Origin of the sequence: Massilia sp. LMS1-1-1.1, assembly GCF_040815535.1 — a bacterium.
GTDB classification, from domain to species: Bacteria; Pseudomonadota; Gammaproteobacteria; order Burkholderiales; family Burkholderiaceae_D; genus Janthinobacterium; species Janthinobacterium aestuarii.
The window spans coordinates 1,000,726-1,021,268 of sequence record NZ_JBFPNG010000012.1 but is presented as its reverse complement, the minus strand read 5'-3'; the positions used below and the strand labels follow the sequence as shown (position 1 = coordinate 1,021,268).

The following is a 20,543-nucleotide window of genomic DNA, read 5'->3' as shown; positions in this document are numbered from 1 at the left end:
CACATGTAAAAATTCATACCATCCATGAAATTTATCAGTAAAAGATGTATAAAATTTCCAAATTTAACATATAAGACAGCGCAGTCCTTTGCGTTTTTAGCATGGCTTTCCGGAACAGAATCTTGTAACTCGCGAATTTTTTGCAGAGCCAGAACCTACCGTTTTCGTACTGAAATTACCATCAAGTAATTTTTGAATGGCATTCTCTTTAACCGAAGGACTTAAATTAGATGCTCGTATTTCAACTATGGCTTCATTTACTGCATTTTCCAATGAATTTGATCCAGTCTTAAATGTTGGCGAATCCGCAATATAACGATTTGAGCTTCGAAATTTACTATCCCACAAAGTCACATCCGCACCAATAGTATTTACCGAAACAATATCAGAGCCACGCCTCCCGATTTCATCTCCATACTTAATAACTTGTTCATTTGGAATATCAGCCACTTCATTTGCCAGCCTCAGTTCCCTTTGATAACCAAAGTTGTGAGACTCAACGATATTTGGATTAGCGGAGTCAAGTTTTTTTGGCTGATACTCTAGCCCAGCCACAGGATCAGGTAAGCGCGGATCAAGCACAATTCCATTGGTAACACGATTTCCTGTTTTTGGAATTCCATTTTCGCCAACACTCTGCCCATCAGTAGACCCACTGGATAAATCTGCTCCTCTCTCTTCAAATTTATCATCATTACTAGAAAAAATGACATCTTTAGGTTGATAACCAGGCATTCCGATGGTAAGCGGTGCTGTTACAAATACACATTGCATAGTCGGCGTGCACACTGGTATAGGTATAGCCAGTACAGCACCGCCTCCAGCACTTGGTCCATTTGTATTATCGAAATCGCTGGGCAAGTCAAAAGGAGTTGCTGGTAGGGCATTAGGGCCATGTGTGCCAATCAATTTAGCTAAGTTGATAGCACCATTAAAAACTCCTGCGATGTTTCGGCCCAACCAATCACTACCCCGGAAAAGACTATCCGTCAGAAAATCAAATTTCCCATACTGGAACAATCCTGTTGATTGCAGCAGATGCTGCTCGGACAAATATGACTTTCCACGCTCCTCTTGCGCTAAATACTCTGCCTTTTTAGGATTTTCATCCGATAGTTCAGCCGCACACTGCGTCAACGCACACGCGGCATCTGCTAATCTTTGTTGTGCTTTTTCACTCTGTCCACTTTGTAATAGTTCTAGTCTCCGTTTTTCCTTATCGTGCAACTGACGATTATATATATCCACGGTGCTGGCTGAAACCGCTCCCTGTGCTGCAACCATCGCCAAAGCTGATCCGCCTTGAGCACTCTCGGCGCCAGCAGCCAGCCCGGCCACCGCCCCACCAACAGCCGACCATATTTGCTGGTAACTATTGATCAACTCATCCTTCGCCGTACCCGTCAATTCTAGTCTTTCAGCCTCCTTGGCTCCCAACTCTGCACCTAAACGATGCCCAAGATTGCCACCCGCGACACCTGCCACACTATTAATAGCACCGCTTCCTCCGCCCGATAATGCGCCGATCATGCCCTGCGTAGCACCATGGAGTGCAAGGCGATATGCGCCATCATCGCCCCATGCCGCTGCCTTCTCTTTCGACTGCTTTGCCAATGCCGTGAACTCTGCTGCTGCGGCATGGTCGCCAGCCGCCTCGGCCTTCTTCGCTGCGGCAGTAAAACTATCAGCGTCAATTTGCGCCGCGTCCTGATATTTCCCGGCAAAGTCGCCAATTTCCTTTGCTGCCAGTGGGGCAACGGCCTCCGTAAAAGCCTTGGCTACCTCCATCGTCGCCTGCAACGCAGCCTTGTCGAAGTTATTACCAATCTTGCCGCTGGAATCCACCCCAGTCGTCACATCGCGGTTCAGGTCGGCGATAGTTTCATCCGCTCCCTTGCCCGTCGCCGCGCGCTGAGCCGCATCACCGGTGATGACGATTGTGCCGCTGCTGATGCCGCTGCGGGTCGTGCTGGTGGAATTTTCGCTGAGGGAAACGATAGCTGGTAGGCCCACTGTCGTAGCATCTTTTTTGCCAGCGACATCCGTCAGGCTCTCATTTCGTGTTCCCGTGCCAGCAAAGGACATTCCACCCGACACCCCCACACTGCTCCCCTTCGATATCGCATGATTCGCAATATCGCTGTGCGTCAAAGTCGACGTAATCAGGCTGCTGTCCAGCTTGCCTGCCTCCGTGGCGCTGATGACGGCGCCTTTCAAGTCCGTATTGCCGCCCACCTTGATCTGGAAGCCGCCATTGCCCGCCTTGATGGCACTTTGCTCCTGCACGCTGGCGTAGTCGTTGTGCATCTTGCTCTGGCTATAGCTGCCGCTGAAGCTGGCGCCAAAGCCCACGGTACCGCTGGCGGACATGCTCTGGCTCTTGCTATCGAACTTGGCCGTATCCTGCAGACTTTCCAGGTTCAAATTACCCTTGATGTCGGCAATGACCTGGTTGGCGCTAGCTACTGCACCCTTGATGTTGGTATCGCCACCGCTGCTGATGATCAGCTTGTCGCCCGCATTTACATGCGTATTGAGCTGCGTCGTGCCATCGCCATCCTCGTGTCCCTTGCTGCCGCTGACGCTGGCAGTGAAACCGGCCGACATGCCCTGTGTGCTCACAATGGCCTTCACGCCTACCGAAGCGCTGATACTCGAACTCTTGCTGTGCTGGCTTTCCATATCCTGCGCCGCCAGCAGATTGACGTTGTTGTCGGCATGCAGGCGAATATCATTCTTCGCGTTCAGGTCGCTGCCCAGGATATTGATATTGCTATCCTTACCGCCGCCCAAGGCCGTGATGTTGATATTGTTACCCGTCAAAACGCTGCCGCTATGCGTCATGCTGGCCGTGTTTTGCGTCTGTATGCTTTCCGAATGCCCCGCCGTCAGGCTGATGCTGATGCTTGGCCCGCCCTCCTTCATCATGTCTGCAGCGGCTCCGCTTGCAGCCATGGCAGTGGTCGCGGCTGCCATCGCCGTCACACGACCATCCTTGGCTGTGCTGGCTGCCTTGCTCATGGTTTGCAAGGTCTGGATGGCGCTGATCACGCTGCCACCTAAGGCCAAGGTCAAGCCATCCTGCGTCGTCTTGACTTCGAATTTGCCCTTCTCATTGTCTTGCCCCGGCTTGATGGTGACGCTCTTGCCGATGATGTCGAGATCCGTCGCGGCAAGAATATCGCTGCCGCCTATCGTCACGTTATTGCCGGCAACCATCGTCAGCGCACCGCCTGTGGCGCCGATCGAGCTGCGCGCTTCGCCGCTTTGCAAGGTGGCGTCGCGCTCCTGGTCCACCGTCGTGGTCTTGCTGCCATAGCTGAAGCCGATGCCGCCGCTGCTCATGAAACCGCTCTTCTTGGTGCTGGAATGATGCAGCTCGTACACGGTATTGGTGGCCGCATCGATCGTGATGTTATTACCCGCAAATAATTTCGTCGCATCGTCACTCAAGATGCTCGAACCTGTCACCTGCAGATCGCGCCCCGCCTGCACCGTCACGCTGCTGCCGCCAAGCGAGGTGCCGATCGCCGTGGTGGTATCGACCACGTCGTGCTTGATGGTGGTGGTTTTGTTCCAGAAGCCCTTCTTCGTCGATTTGCTGGCGACATCCGTCACTTCGTTCTGGAAACCATTGACCAGGCTGATATCATTGCCCGCCAACAGACCCAGCGTTCCACCCGCCTGCACATCCGCCGCCCGCGCTGTCAGATCATGACCCGCCTGCAAATTGACATTGCCGGCACCCATGATCTGGCTGCCCACTTCGCCGGTCTTGCTCTGTTTGCTGTAATTGTTGGCGTTGCGCACTTCGTCGTGGGTTGACGCGACGTTGACGGTATTGAGAGTCAGGTTATTGCCTGCTACTAAACTGGTCTGTCCATTCATCCCGGCATTGGCGATGACGCCGCCCGTCAACGTCAAATCCCGGCCCGCCTGTGCAATTAGCGTATTGCCTTCGCCCGTGCCGGTGACGTACAGCCCCGCCACCTTGTCGACGACGGTGCTGGTTTCGCTGTTGCCTGCCCATTTCGAGCTGGCGTTGCTGACAGTCGTCGTAACCACGTTGATGTCGCGGCCCGCGCTGGCGATGAGCTTGTCTGTCGCGATCACCTGGCCGCCGACATTATTAATGTCATTGCCAGCCAGCATGACGATCTGCTTGCCGCCCAGCTGGCTGCCCTGGCTAGTGCTTTTAGTCGAGCTACTGCCATACCAGCCTTGACGCGTTTCTGTATCACGCGCCGTGGCAATGTCGATATTGCGTTCAGCCGATAACTGCAGCGTTTCCGCGGCCTGGACATTTGCCGCCTTCAGCTGGATATTGTCACCGGCAATCAGGCGAATATCGCCGTCAGATGCAATCGTACTGGCGGTTTCTTTGCTGGACGTATTGGTCATATGCCGCTGCCCAGGACCCGCCAATGTGAACTCACTACCGCTGCTCACCGTCGTGACGGCAATATCACGGCCCGCCGCAATGCCAATGCCACCACCAGCATCCGTATTCACGACGGAAGCACCCGCGATAGTCACGTCGCGCCCGGCAGATAACAGCAAATTGCCGCTGCCGGCCGTGTCGTTGCCCGTCACGTACAGGCCCGCCAGCTTATCCAGGCTGGTATGACTGACGCTGTTTCTACCATCAGTTCCACTGGACGCCAGCGTTGACGTCTTCACGTTGATATCTCTGCCCGCAGTGATTTGCAGTTCGCTGTTGGCGGAAATGGTGCCGCTGATGTTATTCAGGTCCTTCCTGGCATTGGCGGAAATTGCATCGCCCGTGATGCGACCACCGAGGTTGTCGATATTTTCCGCATTCAGCTTGACGATCGTGCGTCCGGCAATCGTGCCGCTATTGGTCAAATCGCCTTCGAGATTCAGATTGACTTCCTTGCCGGCCAATAATCCGCCCTGACCATCGATATCGCCCTCACGCACGCGCACATACACTTGCGGCGCCAGCACTTTTTGCGTGCTGCCGTCGGCCAGCACGACTTCCTGCTCCACCAGCCAGACGATATCGCTGGTCAGCCCCGCCATTTGCTCCGCTGTCAGCGCAATACCGGGACGAAGGTCCCATTGCTTGGCAAAGGCAATGCCCTGATCCATCAAGGCCTTGTACTGCTGTTCGTCATTGCTGTAGTCACCCACGAAACGCTGTCCCGTCAACGCGGCCACCTGTTCGCGCACCAGGCGTTGCTCGTAGAAACCGTCGCCCAGGCGCTTTTGCGTCACGGACGGATCGCTTTTCACCTGGCTGAGCAGATAGTCGGAACCCGTCCATTCCCGATAGCTGGCAAAGCGCGGATCCGTTTCCACCAGATAGCGGGACGATGGCGCAGAACTCACTTTATACAGGCTGGCGTTCGGAATCTGCAGCGATGAACCAGTGGTCCGCACCACTTGTGCACGCGTGGATGGGTTACCCAGTTTCACCTGGGTAATGCCATTCATGCGCACCTGCCCCACGCCACCGACAGCACCTGCGTGTGCCGCGCTGCCTGTCGAGGCTGCGATCGCCACGTCTTTCAGCGGGTTCAATCCGGTTCCGGCGCTTGCTTGCGCGCCATTGACACCGGCCAATGCAGTCGGCGCCAGCGTTGCAATCTCGCCTGCCCGGCCAAGCATGCCCGCATTGGCGATACCGCCTGGCCCGCTTTGGCCCTGCACTTGATCTGCCGCAATGCCAGCCCCGGCGACGGGAACGAGTCCCGTGTGGGTGCTGGCGTGGCTGCCGGCAATGCCACTCAACTGGGCAGAATTCACCGTGCCCACAACTCCTGCCTGGCCAAGGACGCCACCATGAGCCGCGCCGCCGGGTCCATTGCCGCCGGACACGACCGTGACAGAACCCGCAGACGAGCGCGTCAGCAAGGCAGCATCGACTCCCGCGCCAGGCTGGCCAGCACCGCTGGCCGCATCAACGCGCGCGCCGGAAACCGTGTCAACGGCAACAGTACGGGCCGCATCGCCCGTACGCGTACTGCCAGTCGCACCGTGAGCGCCCGACACCGCTGCTGCGCCTTGTGCGGCAACGCTACCTGCCGCGCCTGCCGACACGTGGTTCAGTGACACTCCGGTATCCGCAGCGACATTTGTCGCGCCGTCAAGCTTGCTGCCTGGCGTGACGCCAACAGCCGCGTCGGTGACGGGATTGCCAGCGCGGTCAGTCTTCTGGACAACACTGCCGCCATTGATATGAGCAGTTCCTTCACCGCTGACATCGGCTTTCCGAATTTCTGTTGCATTCGCAGAAAAAGCCGAAGTGCGCACATGCGTTTCCGTACCGCCTATGCGCTCGCCCGCACCACCAACGCCATTTTTGACGGTACTACCTGGTTTTGTGCCTTGGCCACCGGTATTGGCATTTCCTTCATTGCGCGACGTACTGACAGAACTGGCTGGAATAGTCTTGGTCATGTCGACGGAGCTGGTACGTATCGCCGTCATAATCACACCATTTTGCTTCCTCGCATTGTAGTGGGTTATTTTTCCTTTCTCATGTACAACTTTCTCCCCCTTTGTTGTCTTATTGTCGAGAATCGCCCGGTCCATGTCCAATGTCCCACCGGCAATAATATGGCTATTGTCATTTGTAATCGAACGGGAGCTAATTTTTAAATTATTGCTTGCAATAATTCGCCCTGGATCCGAACTAACGACAACGCTCTCATAGGATGTGCGAATTACTTCTCGTTTGATAAATTTTGGATGATAGATATCACCAGGTGTCACCAACGATATAGAAAGGTCGCTGGGATCGTTATAACCAATACGATCAATAATCACTCCAGGCGTACCCTCTGCATACGTGATATCGCTCCCCTCTGGTTGATACTCAGTTATCGTCTCCGCAGTCATCCGCCCTTCCTCAAAAACCAGATGGTTATTGAGCACATTCACCTGACTCGCGCCCAGGTTCAAGCTCCCCAGCGCCTCGATCGTCGCGCTGGCATTCGTCACCGTTCCTGCCCAGCCCGTGGCGATGCGGTTGCCGTCCAGGTAACCTCCAATCGCCATATCACCGCCGCTGAAGATCAGGCCATGTTCGCGGTTGTTGAGTGTGAGGACGCCGATATCGAGGCGCTCGCGCGCCGCGATGGTGGCTGCCACGCCGCCTTCCACGTCGTTGTTGACGGTGCCGCCGCCGATGCTCAGATGGTCGCCGTAGATGCGGCCCGTGCCCATGTTGTTCAGTGTGCCGACGTTCAGTTGTGTGCTGATGCCGTCGATCACGCCACGGTTGTTCAGCAGACCGCCGACGTTGACGCGCGTCGTGCCCGCGTTGATGTCGCCCGTGGCCGTGTTATCGAAATTGGCGGCGCCCAGGGTCAGCATGCTGAGCGCCTGGATTTTCCCGGCATTGGTCAGTTGCCCGCCGATGGTGATATCCGCATTGCCGTTGGCCATGATCTCAGCGCCCGCGTTCAGCGTAAAGTTGCCGGCCAGGTCCAGCGCCATGTCTTTCTGCGACAACACCTTGCCGTCGCCACTCAGGCTGCCCGCACGGATGTCGGTGCGCTGGCCGCCGATGATGGTGCCGCCCGAGTTTGTCACGGCCAGGCCACGGCCGGGGCCGTTATCCTGCAGCGACAGCGTGCTGCCGGCACTCAACATGCCCAGGGTATTGTTGATACTGCCTGCGCTATTGATCGCCAGATTGCCGTCCGCGCGCACCGCGCCTTGCACATTGCTGACGCTGGCACTGTTCAGGGCCACATGGATGCCTTCGATGCCCTGGTTGGCGCCCAGCGTGTTGGCATTGTCAATGGTGCCGCCCGTCACGGTGACGGCCGCGCCGGAGCGGATCAAGCCTTGCTGGTTATTAATACTGCCGCCACCCGCGTTCAGGCCGATATTGCCCAGCACCTGAATTTGCCCGCCCTGGTTCTGCAAGCCGCTCAGGATCAGGTCCAGCGCCGACTTGCCGACGATCTGGCCGCCACGGTTATCCAGCTGGCCCACGCTGCCCGTGATGTTGCCAGCGGCGCCCAAGTAGCCGCCCGCATTGTTCCAGCTGCCCGTTTGCAGGTTGAGGCCGGCGCCGCTGCTGATGCCGCCGGCACTGCCAGGATGGCGCACCGCATACGCGCCCGCATTCGTGTTGAGCAAAGCATTGCCGTGCGTATCGATGGTCATGGCGCCGCCCGACTGCAGCAGGCCGCCATCGTTGTCCAGGATACCCGTCTGCAAGTTGACGGTTCCCGTGCCCGCCAAGGTGCCCTGCGTGTTGTTGAAGACCTGGCCATGCGTGTCGAGCGTGACGTTCGCGCCGGCAATGGTGCCTTGCCCGTTCCACAGGCCGCCATTGCGCAGGATGATGTCGCCACCCGCTTGCAGGGTGCCGCCACTGTTGACGGTGGCACCCGTAGTGATCACCTGCAACTGGCCCTGCACCGAGGCCAGCTTGCCGCCAGCGCTGTTGTCGACGCTGGCCGCGTTCACGGTCATACTGCCCGTGGCGGCCAGCAAGCCGCCCGCATTGTTCAATGCCTGCACCACATTTGCCGTCAGCTGTCCGCTTGCCGTGGCGCTGCCGCCCTGGTTCAGCAGAGTTCCTGCACCCAGCACGACATTGCCGCGGCCGGCGATGGTGCCGCCATGGCTGTTATCAAGCACGTTGTTTGCCGTCAGCGTCAGGTTGGCCGTGCCGGCCGCCTGCAGCTTGCCGCCCTGGTTGTTCAGGGTCGGTGCGACGATATTGGTGTTGCCGTTGCTGGCGATGGTGCCGCCACGGTTGTCCAGGCTGGTCGTCAGTTGAATGCTGGTATCGCCCTTGCCCAGCTGCGTCAGGTTGCCGCCGGCATTGTCCAGGGACGCGCCCGTCACGCTCACTTGCTGCGCGATGGTACTGGCGTTGCGGTGGTCAATGGCGCCGGCCGTGACGACCAGGGCGCCATTGCCCGTGATCTGTCCGCGCAGGTCGTTCAACTGCGCGGCTTGCAGGCTCAAGGTGCCGCTGCCCGCATGTTCGATCTTGCCATCCGTATTCGTCAGGGTACCCGCCTTCAGGCCCAGGTTGGCGCTGTTGACGGCGATGCGCCCGCCCGTGTTGTCCAGCACGCCTGCTGGCGATGTCAGCTCGATGACGGTGTTGCCCGTGCCCGTCTGTACGATGCTGCCTTGCTGGTTATTGAGGTTGCCCACGCCAACGGCCAGCTGGCCGGCGCTGATATCGCCGCGCTGGTTGTTCCAGGTCTGGCTATTCGCACCGGCCGTGATCGTCAAGGCGCCCGGCGTGGTGACCACGGCACCGCTGGTGCTGACGTCTCCTGCTGTCGCCGTCAGATTGATATTGCCGGCACTGCTGCGGCTGCCGCCAAGGTCGACGCTACCGCCGCTCAAAACGGCATTGCCTGCCGCCAGCACCTGGCCATGGGTACCCAGCGCCTGCTGCGCCGTGATTTGTAGATTGCCGCTCGCCTGCAGGCTGCCATCGGCTTTCACGCCCGCGCCGATCAGGCTGGACGCGCCGCTGTTGACGGTATTGGCGCTGATGGTGTTGTTGCCCTGGGCCAGGATCACGCCCGTGTTCTCCAGCGCTCCGCTCACCTTCAGCACCTGCTCACCGGCGGCAAACAGGCTGCCACTGCTGCGCACGCTGCCCGCCGTGGTTGTCAGATTGTCGCTGGCAACGATGCTGCCCTGCGCATTGAGCAGCTCGTCCATCGTCAATTGCGCATTGCCGCCCGCCGCCTGCAGCTGTCCCAGGGTATTGTCCACCTTGCCGCCGGCCACGGTCAGGTCGCGCCCGGCAATGATCACGCCGCTGGTGTTGTCCAGTTTGCCAGTCGCCGCCACGTTTACGTCCTGCGCAGAGGCAATACGGCCATGATCGTTGAGCAACTCGCCCGTTTCCACGCGCACATTGCCATTTGCCTCGATCTTGCCTCCGCTGTTGTCCAGGCGCGTGCTGGCCAGTACTGTTGCCGCACTCGTGCCCAGCTGCGTAATCTGTCCTTGGCGGTTGTCGAGGATGCCGGCGGTGACGCCCACTTGCTGCGCCAGCAGGCTGGCGTTGCGGTGATCAATATAGTTGGCCGCCACCTGCAGCGCGCCATTGCCCGTGAGCTGGCCACGCTGGCCGTACAGATTCGTGGCGCGGACGTCCAGCACACCCTTGCCTGCATGCTCGATCTTGCCATCGATATTCGTCAGGTCGCCCGCCTGCAGGCGCAGATTGGCGCTGTTGACGGCGATGCGCCCGCCTGTATTGTCCAGCTTGCCCGTTTCGATGACCGTGTCACCGGCGCCCGTCTGGATCAAGGTACCCTTGGTGTTGTCCAGGTTGGCAACGCGCAGGGACAATTGCCCAGCACTCAGGCTGCCGCCCTGGTTGACCAATGCCTGCCCAGTGGCGGCATTTGCCGTGATGGCCAGCAAGCCATTCGTCGATACGACGGCCTTGCTGGTCGTCACATTGCCCGTCAAGGCCGTCAAGCCGACATTGGCTGCGCTGGTCTGGCTGCCGGTCACCTCGACCGACCCGCCCGTCAATTGCAACTGGCCAGCCGCCATGTTCTGGCCACCAGCTTGCAAGGCGCCGGCCGTTTTCACCGTCAGATCGCCAACCGAGGCAAAGCTGCCATCGGCGCGCATGCCTGCCGCCAGCAAACCATTGCCGCCCAGGCTGCCCGCCGTGATCGCCGTATTGCCCAGGGCCGCCAGGCTACCCGTATTGCTCAGCAAACCGCCGATATCCAGGGTCTGGTTGCGCCCCGCATACAGCACGCCTGCGTTGAGCACGTCACCGGCGACCTTGGCCGTAATATCCGTGCCCGCGCCGAGCGTGCCTTGTACGTTGCGCACGCTGGCCGCGTCCAGGTTCAAGGCGCCGGTGCCCGCTTGCAACAAGCCGCGCGTATTGTCGATGGCACCGCCCAGGTGCAAATCGGTCGCCGCCGCGATTACGCCGTCGATATTGACGAGCGCGCCATTGCTGACGATGTCGGCGGACGTGGCCGAGGTGATCTTGCCTTTGCTGTTGTCCAGGCTGCCGGTCTGCACCGACAAGGTGCCGTTTCCGGCGATTTCGCCATTTGCATTGTCCAGTTGGCCGGTCACGGCAACCGTCATACCGCCCGCGCCTGTCTGCAGCAAATGGCCGCCCCGGTTGCTCAGGCTGTCGGCCTGTACATTCAGGGACCGTCCCGTGGTGGTGGCGTTGGCGTGGTCAAGCAGGCCGGCCTTCAGATCGACGGCGCCATTGCCGATGATGCTGCCGCCTGCGCCTTGCATGGTGGCTGCCGTGATGGCCAGGGTGCCGCTGCCCGCATGCTCAATCTTGCCGCCAGCATTCGTCAAGGTGGCCGCGCCCAGGGTCAGGTTATTGCTATTGACGGCGATACGCCCGGCGCTGTTGTCCAGCTTGCCCGTTTGGATGACAGTGTCGCCCGTGCCCGTCTGGATCACGGTGCCTTTGGTGTTGTCCAGGTTACCTACGTGCAGATCGAGCTGGCCCGCCTGCAAAGAGCCTTCCGTGTTGTGCAAGGTGGCATTGCTCGTAACGTTCAATGTGCCTGGCGTCGTGACGACCGCCTTGTTCGTGCTGACATCGCCTTCAGATGCCGTCAGGCCGATGTTGGCAGCGCTGGTCTGGCTGCCTGACAGATCCACACTGGCGCCAGTCAAATTGGCGCCGCCTGCCGCCAGAGTCTGGCCATGCGCGGCCAGCGTTTGTGTTGTGCTGATCGTCAAGTCACCGACCGTGCCCAGCTTGCCATCGGCCTGCATGCCGGCGCCGATCAGGCTGCTTGCGCTGCTGTCGAGAGTTTTCGCCGTCAGGCTGGTGTTGCCCTGTGCCGCGATGACGCCCGTGTTGACGACGGCACCTGTTGCGGTCAGGGATTGATTCCCGGCCGCATACAGGCTGCCTGTGTTGTTCAGGCTAGCCAGTGTCGCGTTCAGGTTGGCGCCGGCAAACACGTTGCCTGCGGTATTGTGCAAGTTCGCCACATTCAGGGTGGCGTTGCCGGCCACGGCCTGCAATTGGCCCCTGGTATTGTCGATATCGGCACCGGACAGTTGCAGATGACGCCCTGCCGCCACCGTGCCATCCGTGTTGTCCAGGCTGCCCACGTTCAATGTGGCATCCTGCGCCGCCACGATACGGCCCGTGTTGTTCAGCAATACCTGGGATTTGACCAACGCATCGCCATTGCCTTCGATCTTGCCACCCGCGTTGTCCAGCAAGCCGGTAGCATTGACGCTCATCAAGCCGTTACCCGTTTGCGCCAGGCTGCCGGCACGGTTATCCAGGCTGCCGGCGTTGATGGTCATCTGATTCGCCACCGTCGTCGCATTGCGGTGATCGAAGGCGACTGCCATGATGTCGAGCTTGCCATTGCCCGTGATCTTGCCGAACTGGTTGTTGAACTGGCCCGCGTTGATGGCCAGCACGCCGACTCCGGCGTGCTCCAGCTTGCCATTGACGTTCGTCAACACCGTCGCATTCAGGGCCAGGTTAGCGCTGTTGACGGCGATGCGGCCCGCCGTGTTGTCGAGTTTGCCCGTGGTGATGACGGTGTCGCCCGTGCCCGTCTGCACGATCTCGCCGCTGGCGTTGTTCAGGTTGGACACGTTCAGTTGCAACTGACCGGCTACCAGCTGGCCCTGGCTGTTCACCAGCGACTGGGCATTGGTCGCATTGGCCGTGATGGCTAGCACGTTGCTGGCGGAAATCACGGCCTTGTTCGTCACGACATCGCCAGTATTTGCCGTGATGGCGATGTTCGCCGCACCTGTCTGACTAGCAGACAGGTCCACGCTGGCGCCCGTCAACACCGCGCTGCCCGCCGCCAGGTTCTGCCCGCTCGCCTGCAAGACGCCATTGGCATTGACGGTCAGATCGCCCGCCGTGCCCAGGCTGCCGTCCGCTTTCACGCCAGCGCCCAACAAGCCGCTGCTGGTGACTTTGCCAGCGGTAATCGTCGTGTAATTCACGGAGGCAATCGACCCGCTGTTGTTCAACAGACCGCCGACCGTCAGTTGGTGATTGCGGCCCGCATACAGCAGACCGGCGTTGTTTAGGTCTCCGCTTACTTTCGCCGTCAGGTCCGTGCCGGCGCTGACCGTGCCCTGCTGGTTCAGCAAGCTGGCCGCATCCAGACGTAAGGTGTCCGCCTGCAACACACCGTGCGTGTTGTCGACATGCACGCCACCGACATGCAAGTCAACAGTCGAGGCAATCACGCCGTCCGTATTGTTCAACAGTCCTTTGCTGACCACATCCGCCGAGGCAGCGGACGTGATGCGGCCCTTGCTGTTATCCAGAACACCCACTTGCACCGTCAGGGCACCCGTGCCAGCATGCTCGATCTTGCCATCCTGGTTGGTGACGGTGACGGCATCGATGTTCAAGTTCCTGCTGTTGACTGCGATACGGCCGGTAGTGTTGTCCAGATTGCCGGTAACGATGGTCGTATCGCCCGTGCCCGTCTGCAAGACGGCGCCTTTGGCGTTGTCCAGGTTTGCCACGTGCAGGTCGAGCTGGCCTGCCTGCAATGTCCCTTCCGTGTTGTGCAGAGTCGTGTTGGTCGTGACGTTGAGCGCGCCCGGCGTCGTGATGACTGCCTTGCTGGTACTGACATCGCCTAGTGTTGCAGTCAGGCCAATATTCGCGGCGCTGGTTTGGCTACCGCCGATATCGATGCTGGCGCCTGTCAAGTTAGCGGTGCCTGCCCCGAGCAACTGGCCGTGTGCGGCCAGCCTTTGCATGGTGCTTACCGTCAAGTCGCCAGCCGTGCCCAAGCTGCCATCGGCCTTGATACCGGCGCCGATCAGACTGCTTGCGCCGCTGTCAAGGCCGTTCGCCGTGACGCTGTTATTGCCCTGCGCTGCAATCACGCCAGTATTCGTAACAGCACCTTTCGCGGTAAGCGATTGGCTCCCGGCCGCATACAGACTGCCGGTGTTGTTCAGGGTGTCGAGCGTAGTGTTCAGATTTGCGCCGGCAAACATACTACCCGCCGCATTGTTCAAGTTCGCCACATTCAAGGTGGCGTTGCCCGCCACGGCCTGCAACTGGCCCTTGGTATTGTCGATGTCGCCACCGGTCAATGCCAAGTTGCGCCCTGCCGCCACCGTCCCTTCCGTATTGTCCAGGCTGCCCACGTTCAATACCGCATCGTGCGCAGCCACGATGCGGCCCGTGTTGTTCAGCAAGGAGTTAGCTTTTATCAGCGCATCGCCATTGCCTTCGATCTTGCCGCCCGTGTTGTCCAGTTGGCCAGTGACCGCCACCGTCATCAGTCCGCTACCTGTCTGTGCCAGGCTGCCGCTGCGGTTGTCCAGACTGCTAGCATTGATGGTCAGTTGATTGGCCACCGTGGTCGCATTGCGGTGATCGAGAGTGGTCGCAGTGATGTCGAGCTTGCCATTGCCCGTGATCTTGCCGAACTGGTTGTTGAACTGGCCTGCATTGATGGCCAGCAGGCCGCTGCCCGCGTGCTCCAGCTTGCCATTGATGTTCGTTAGCACCGTGGCGTTCAGGGCAAGATTATTGCTGTTGACGGCGATGCGGCCGGCCGTGTTGTCCAGCTTGCCGGTGGTGATGACGGTATCGCCGCTGCCCGTCTGCACGATCTCGCCGCTGGCGTTGTTCAGGTTGGCGACATTCAGCTGCAACTGCCCTGCCACCAGCTGCCCCTGGCTGTTGACCAGCGACTGGGCGTTGTTTGCATTGGCCGTGATGGCCAGCACGTTGCTGGCCGAGACGACGGCTTTGTTCGTCAGCACATCGCCGCTGCGCGCGGTGATGGCGATATTGCTTGCCCCCGTCTGGCTGTCCGACAAATCAATGGAATCACCCGCCAGCACCGCGCTGCCCGCTGCCAAGTTCTGGCCGCTCGCTTGCAAGACCCCATCGGCGTTGATAGTCAGATCGCCCGCCGTGCCCAGACTGCCATCGGCTTTCACGCCGGCGCCCAGCAGGCCGCTGCTGGTCACCTTGCCAGCGAAAATCGTAGTGTTGTTGACTGACGCGATGGAGCCGCTATTGTTCAGCACACCACCCACTGTCAATTGCTGGTTGCGGCCCGCATACAGCAGGCCCGCGTTGTTCAAGTCACCGCTCACGTTCGCTGTCAGATCCGTGCCGGCGCTGACCGTGCCCTGCTGATTCAGCAAAGTCGCCGCATCGACACGCAAGGTATCCGCTTGCAACACGCCTCGGGTATTGTCCAGCGTCGTAGCATGGAGCTTCAGGTCATTGTTACCGGCAATCACGCCGTCCGTATTGTTCAGCATCCCCTTGCTGGACATATCTGCTGAAGCAGCGGACGTGATACGGCCCTTGCTGTTGTCCAGCAAGCCGGCCTGGACCGACAAGATGCCCACGCCCGCATGTTCGATCTTGCCATCGCGGTTGTTCAGCGTGATGGCATCGAGAGTCAGATTGCTACTGTTGACGGCGATGCGCCCTGCCGTGTTATCCAGATTGTCGGCCTCGATAATGGTGCCGCCCGTGCCCGTCTGCAACACCGTTCCCTTGGCGTTGTCCAGGTTCGCCACGTGCAGATCGAGCTGGCCTGCCTGCACTGTCCCCTCCGTATTATGCAAGGTGGCGTTGGTCGTAACATTCAACGTACCTGGCGTCGTGACGACAGCCTTGCTGGTGTTGACATCGCCCTGTGTCGCCGTCATCCCGATGTTGGCGGCGCCAGTCTGGCTGCTGCTGATATCGACGCTGGCACCCGTCAAATTGGCGCCGCCTGCGGCCAGGACCTGGCCATGCGCGGCCAGCGCTTGCGCGGTATTAATCGTCAAGTCGCCTGCCGTGCCCAGCTTGCCATCGGCCTGGATGCCGGCGCCGATCAAGCTGCTCGCGCTGCTGTCGATGGACTTCGCCGTGATGTTGTTGTTGCCTTGTGCCGCGATCACGCCCGTGTTCACGATGGCGCCGCTGGCGTTCAGGGTCTGATTGCCAGCCGCATACAGACTGCCGGTATTGCTCAAGGTATCGAGCGTGGTGTTCAAGTTGCCGCCGGCAAACACGCTGCCGGCCGCATTGTTCAGGTGCGCCATGCTCAAGGTGGCGTTGCCCGCCACGGCCTGCAGTTGGCCCTTGGCATTGTCAATGTCGCCGCCGGTCAATGCCAAGTTGCGCCCTGCCGCCACCGTGCCTTCCGTGTTGTCCAGGTTGCCCACGTTCAATGCGGCATCCTGCGCCGCCACGATGCGGCCGGTGTTGTTCAGCAAGGTTGCGGCTTTCACCAGCGCATCACCGTTGCCCTCGATCTTGCCGCCTCTGTTATCGAGCTGGCCTGTCGCGGCCACCGTCATGAGGCCCATACCCGTTTGCGCCAGACTGCCGCTGCGGTTGTCCAAGCTGTTTGCGTTGATGGTCAGCTGATTTGCCACCGTCGTCGCATTGCGGTGATCCAGCGTTGCAGCGGTGATGTCGAGCTTGCCATTGCCCGTGATCTTGCCGAACTGGTTGTTGAACTGGCCCGCATTGATGGCCAGCAGGCCGCTGCCCGCGTGCTCCAGCTTGCCATTGATGTTCGTTAGCACCGTGGCGTTCAGGGCAAGATTATTGCTGTTGACGGCGATGCGGCCGGCCGTGTTGTCCAGCTTGCCGGTGGTGACGACGGTATCGCCGGCACCCGTCTGCACGATGTCGCCGCTGGCGTTGTTCAGGTTGGCGACATTCAGCTGCAACTGCCCTGCCACCAGCTGCCCCTGGCTGTTGACCAGCGACTGGGCGTTGTTTGCATTGGCCGTGATGGCCAGCACGTTGCTGGCCGAGACGACGGCTTTGTTCGTCAGCACATCGCCGCCGTGCGCGGTAATGGCTATGTTGCTTGCCCCCGTCTGGCTGCCCGACAAATCAATGGAATCACCCGCCAGCACCGCGCTGCCCGCCGCCAGGTTCTGGCCGCTCGCTTGCAAGACGCCATCGGCATTGATGATCAAATCACCCGCCATGCCCAGACTGCCGTCGGCCTTCACGCCGGCGCCCAGCAAGCCGCTGCTGGTCACTTTGCCAGCGGTAATATGGGTGTTGCCAACGGAGGCGATGGAACCTGTGTTGTTCAGCAAGCCACCCACCGTCAGTTGCTGATTGCGGCCCGCATACAGCAAGCCCGCGTTGTTCAAGTCTGCGCTGATGCGCGCCGTCAGGTCCGTGCCGGCGCTGAGCGTGCCCTGCTGGTTCAGCAAGCTGGACGCATCCAGACGCAAGGTGTCCGCCTGCAATACGCCGCGCGTGTTGTCGATATGCACGCCGCCAACTTGCAGGTCTTTTGTGGCCGCCATCACGCCATCGGTATTGTTCAGCTCCCCCTTGCTGGCAATATCCGCCGAGGCAGCGGATGTAATGCGGCCCTTGCTGTTGTCCAGCACGCCGGCCTGCACTTGCAGGCCGCCATTGCCGGCGATGTTGCCACGCGTATTGTCCAGGGTCTGCGCCACGTCCACGCGCATCTGTCCCGGTCCCGTCTGCTGCAGGGTGCCGTCACTATTTTCCAGCTGGCCGGCCTGCACTGTTACTTGCTGCCCGGAGGTGATGGCATGGCGGTGATCGATTGTTTCCGCCTGGATATCGACCAGGCCATTGCCCGTTACCTTGCCCCGTTCGTCATCAAAGCGCGCCGCCTCAATACTCAGGCTGCCCGTGCCCGCGTGTTCAATGCTGCCGTCGCGGTTAAGCACCTTGTCGGCATGCAGTGCCAGCTTGGCGCTGTTGACGGCGATGCGTCCGCCCGTGTTGTCCAGGGTGCTGCCTTGCAAAGTCGTGTCGCCATTACCCGTCTGAATCAGGGTGCCGCTGCGGTTGTCGAGCGATCCCGTTTGGATATCCAGCTGGCCCGCGCTCAAGGTGCCGCGCACGTTCGACAGGACCTGGCCGCTGTCGGCCGCCGTCACGGACAGCAGGCCGGTCGTCGTTACCAGTGCGCCGTCGGTAACGACGTTGCCAGTGCCGGCATGCAAATCGATGGCCGCGCCGCCCGTCTGGCTGCCGCTCAGGTCAATGGCGGTAGCGTGCAGGCTGGTCTTGCCGGCGGCCAGGTTCTGGCCATGGGCAGCGATCGCTTGCGTGGCCGTCAGTTGCAACTGACCGCCGTCGGCCAGGCTGCCGTTGGCGCGGAGGCCGGCGCCCAGCAAGCTGCCGGTGGCGCTGTCGATGCGGCTGGCGTCAATGCGGTTGTCGCCCTGCGCAGCGATCACACCGCTGTTGTTGACGGCGCCGCGCACTTGCAACGTCTGGCTGCCGGCCGCGTACAAGTTGCCGCTGTTCAGTACCTCGCTAGCCTTGGTGGCAAGATTTCCACCGGCAAACACGCTGCCCGCCGTATTATTCAGTTTTGCCACGGACAGGCTGGCATCGCCTGCCAGCGCCTGGATCTGGCCGCGCGTATTGTCGACGTCGCCACTGTCGAGTCGCAGCTTGCCGCCAGCGGCCAGGGTCGCCTCCGTGTTGTCCAGCGCGCCTGTTGACAGTGCCAGGTCGCCGCTGGCCACGATGCGGCCCTTCTGGTTCTGCACGCCGGCCGCCTGTACCGTCATCGTGCCATTGCTTTCCAGTGCACCGCCGCGGTTGTCCAGCCCGCCGCGCACCTGCACGCCGGTCGCCCCTTGGCCGCTCTGCGCCAGGCTGCCGCCCCGGTTGTCCAAGGTACCGGCATTGATGCTGAGCTGCCCCGCCACCGTGCGAGCATCGCGGTGGTCAACCTGCTCTCCCGTCAGCGCCATGGCGCCGTTGCTGATGATGCTGCCGCGCTGCAAGTTGATTTGGCCCGCGCCGATCTCCAGAGCACCCATACCCGCATGCTGGATCTGTCCATCCTGGTTGCTCAGGCTGGCTGCCTGCAGGCGCAAGGCCTGGCTATTCGTGGCGATAACGCCGCGTGTGTTGTCCAGGCTGCCGGGCAATTGGATACTCAAGTCGCTCGAACCGAGTTGCATGAGCTGCCCCCCCACGTTCGACAAGTCGTGCGCATTCACGCCCAATTGCTGGCCAGTCAGCTGCGCTGCATCGCTGCGCACTGTGTGCGCAGCGTCCAGTTGCAGGCGCTCGCGGGCACTGACCTGCGCGCGGCTGGCGTCGAGGTCGCCGGCACTGGCGCCCAGGCTGACGTTCGCGCCAGAAACCTGCGCCCCAGCAAGGTCCAGCCGGCGCGCCGCCAAGCTGCCATCTCCGCCGGCCACGGCCGTACCGTGGGCGGCAATGGTGTCGCCAGCAGAAACACTCAGCTTGCCGCTGGCGGTCAATGTATTGTCCAGATTCAAGCCGGCCGCCAGCACCGAGCCAGCCGTGGCATCGATGCGCGATCCGGCGCCCGTGGCTTGCACGCCGACATTGTTCTGCGCGCCGATCACGCCACTGTTCGCAATATTGCCCTGTGCCTGCACCTGGCTGTCGCCGCCCGCATACACGGTGCCGCTGTTGACCACGTCGCCCGTCACGGCAATGCTGGTCTGGCTGCCCGCGCCGGCCGACTGGATGTTGCCGCTGTTGCTTAACCAGCCATTCGATTGCAGCACCAGGTTGCCGGCCGTGGCCGCCAGGACGCCCGCGTTGCGTACGCCCAGGCCCGCTTCCGTGCCGATCAGGGTGATCTTGCCCGCGTACATGCCACCCAGTTGCGCCACGTCCAGCGCGTAGGCTGGTGCCGGACCTACGCCAGACGCTGCGCCCGCCACGCCATGCGCCGCATCGATCTGATTCGTTCCTGTCACCACTTTCAGTTCCTGCGCCCAGATACCGCCATTGATTTGCGCGGCGCGCGCCAGGATGGCCGTATAGTCGCTCAGCGACGTGTCGAGGCCGCGCCCGTTGATGCTGACCACGCCGCGCTGCACCATGTAACCGTCCAGGCTGCCGCCATTGAGAATTGGCGTACCCGTCGTCAGCACGACCCGGCTGGCATTGATGAAGCCGCCGCCATCGATGGCCACGCCGGCCGGGTTGGCGATGACAACCTCTGCCCGCTGGCCCGCCACTTCCACGTAGCCGCGCAACTGGCTCGGGTTGGCCGAGTTGACTTCGTTGAGAATCACGCGCGCGCTGCCGCCCGCCAGCCATGGGTTGCCCTGCACCCAGCCGCCCGTCTGCGTCTGCACGTTGCCGCGGCTGTTATTCAGGATGGCGCCATTTGCCGTCACGTCGAACTGGCTGTAGGTATTGCGCGAAACGCCCGCCGCGCTCGGCGTCTGGATATTCACCTGCGTCACGCCATTGGCGCTTTGCACCACGGTCGGACGCTGGCGGCCCGGCGCGTTCGGGTCGGCCACGATCTGCCCCATGGCCGGACCGGCAACAAAGGCCACCATGCCCAGTGCGCCAAATATCGCCAAGGCCAGCGGCCGCAACTTGGCATTGACCCCGCCGCCATCACCGCCAAACACGCCACTATTCAGCCCCCCTTCGCCCTTGGCCGCCTTGCCTTGCGAGGAAGCATTTTCGGCCACCACCATCAGTTGGCCACGGCGTTTGTTGAAGATGATGCGGTACAGGTTCTTGTTCATGATTGTCCTAATTGCAGCCAAATAGAGATAAAGGGAAACGTCTGGCGGATGGCTGCGTTTAGTGACTTAAT

1 protein-coding gene is annotated in these 20,543 nt (G+C 60.7%); it reads right to left on the bottom strand.

The window, feature by feature from the left end; genetic code table 11:
- Positions 1–96: 96 nt before the first annotated feature.
- On the bottom strand, positions 97–20,472 hold the full coding sequence (locus MRBLMS1_RS14675; protein ID WP_485879993.1) for a two-partner secretion domain-containing protein: 20,376 nt from the start codon (positions 20,470–20,472) through the stop codon (positions 97–99).
- Positions 20,473–20,543: the final 71 nt, after the last annotated feature.

What these genes read in the sequence shown, in the direction of transcription:
- MRBLMS1_RS14675 (WP_485879993.1), bottom strand. Translation starts at nt 20,472, where the DNA reads ATGAACAAGAACCTGTACCGCATCATCTTCAACAAACGCCGTGGCCAA.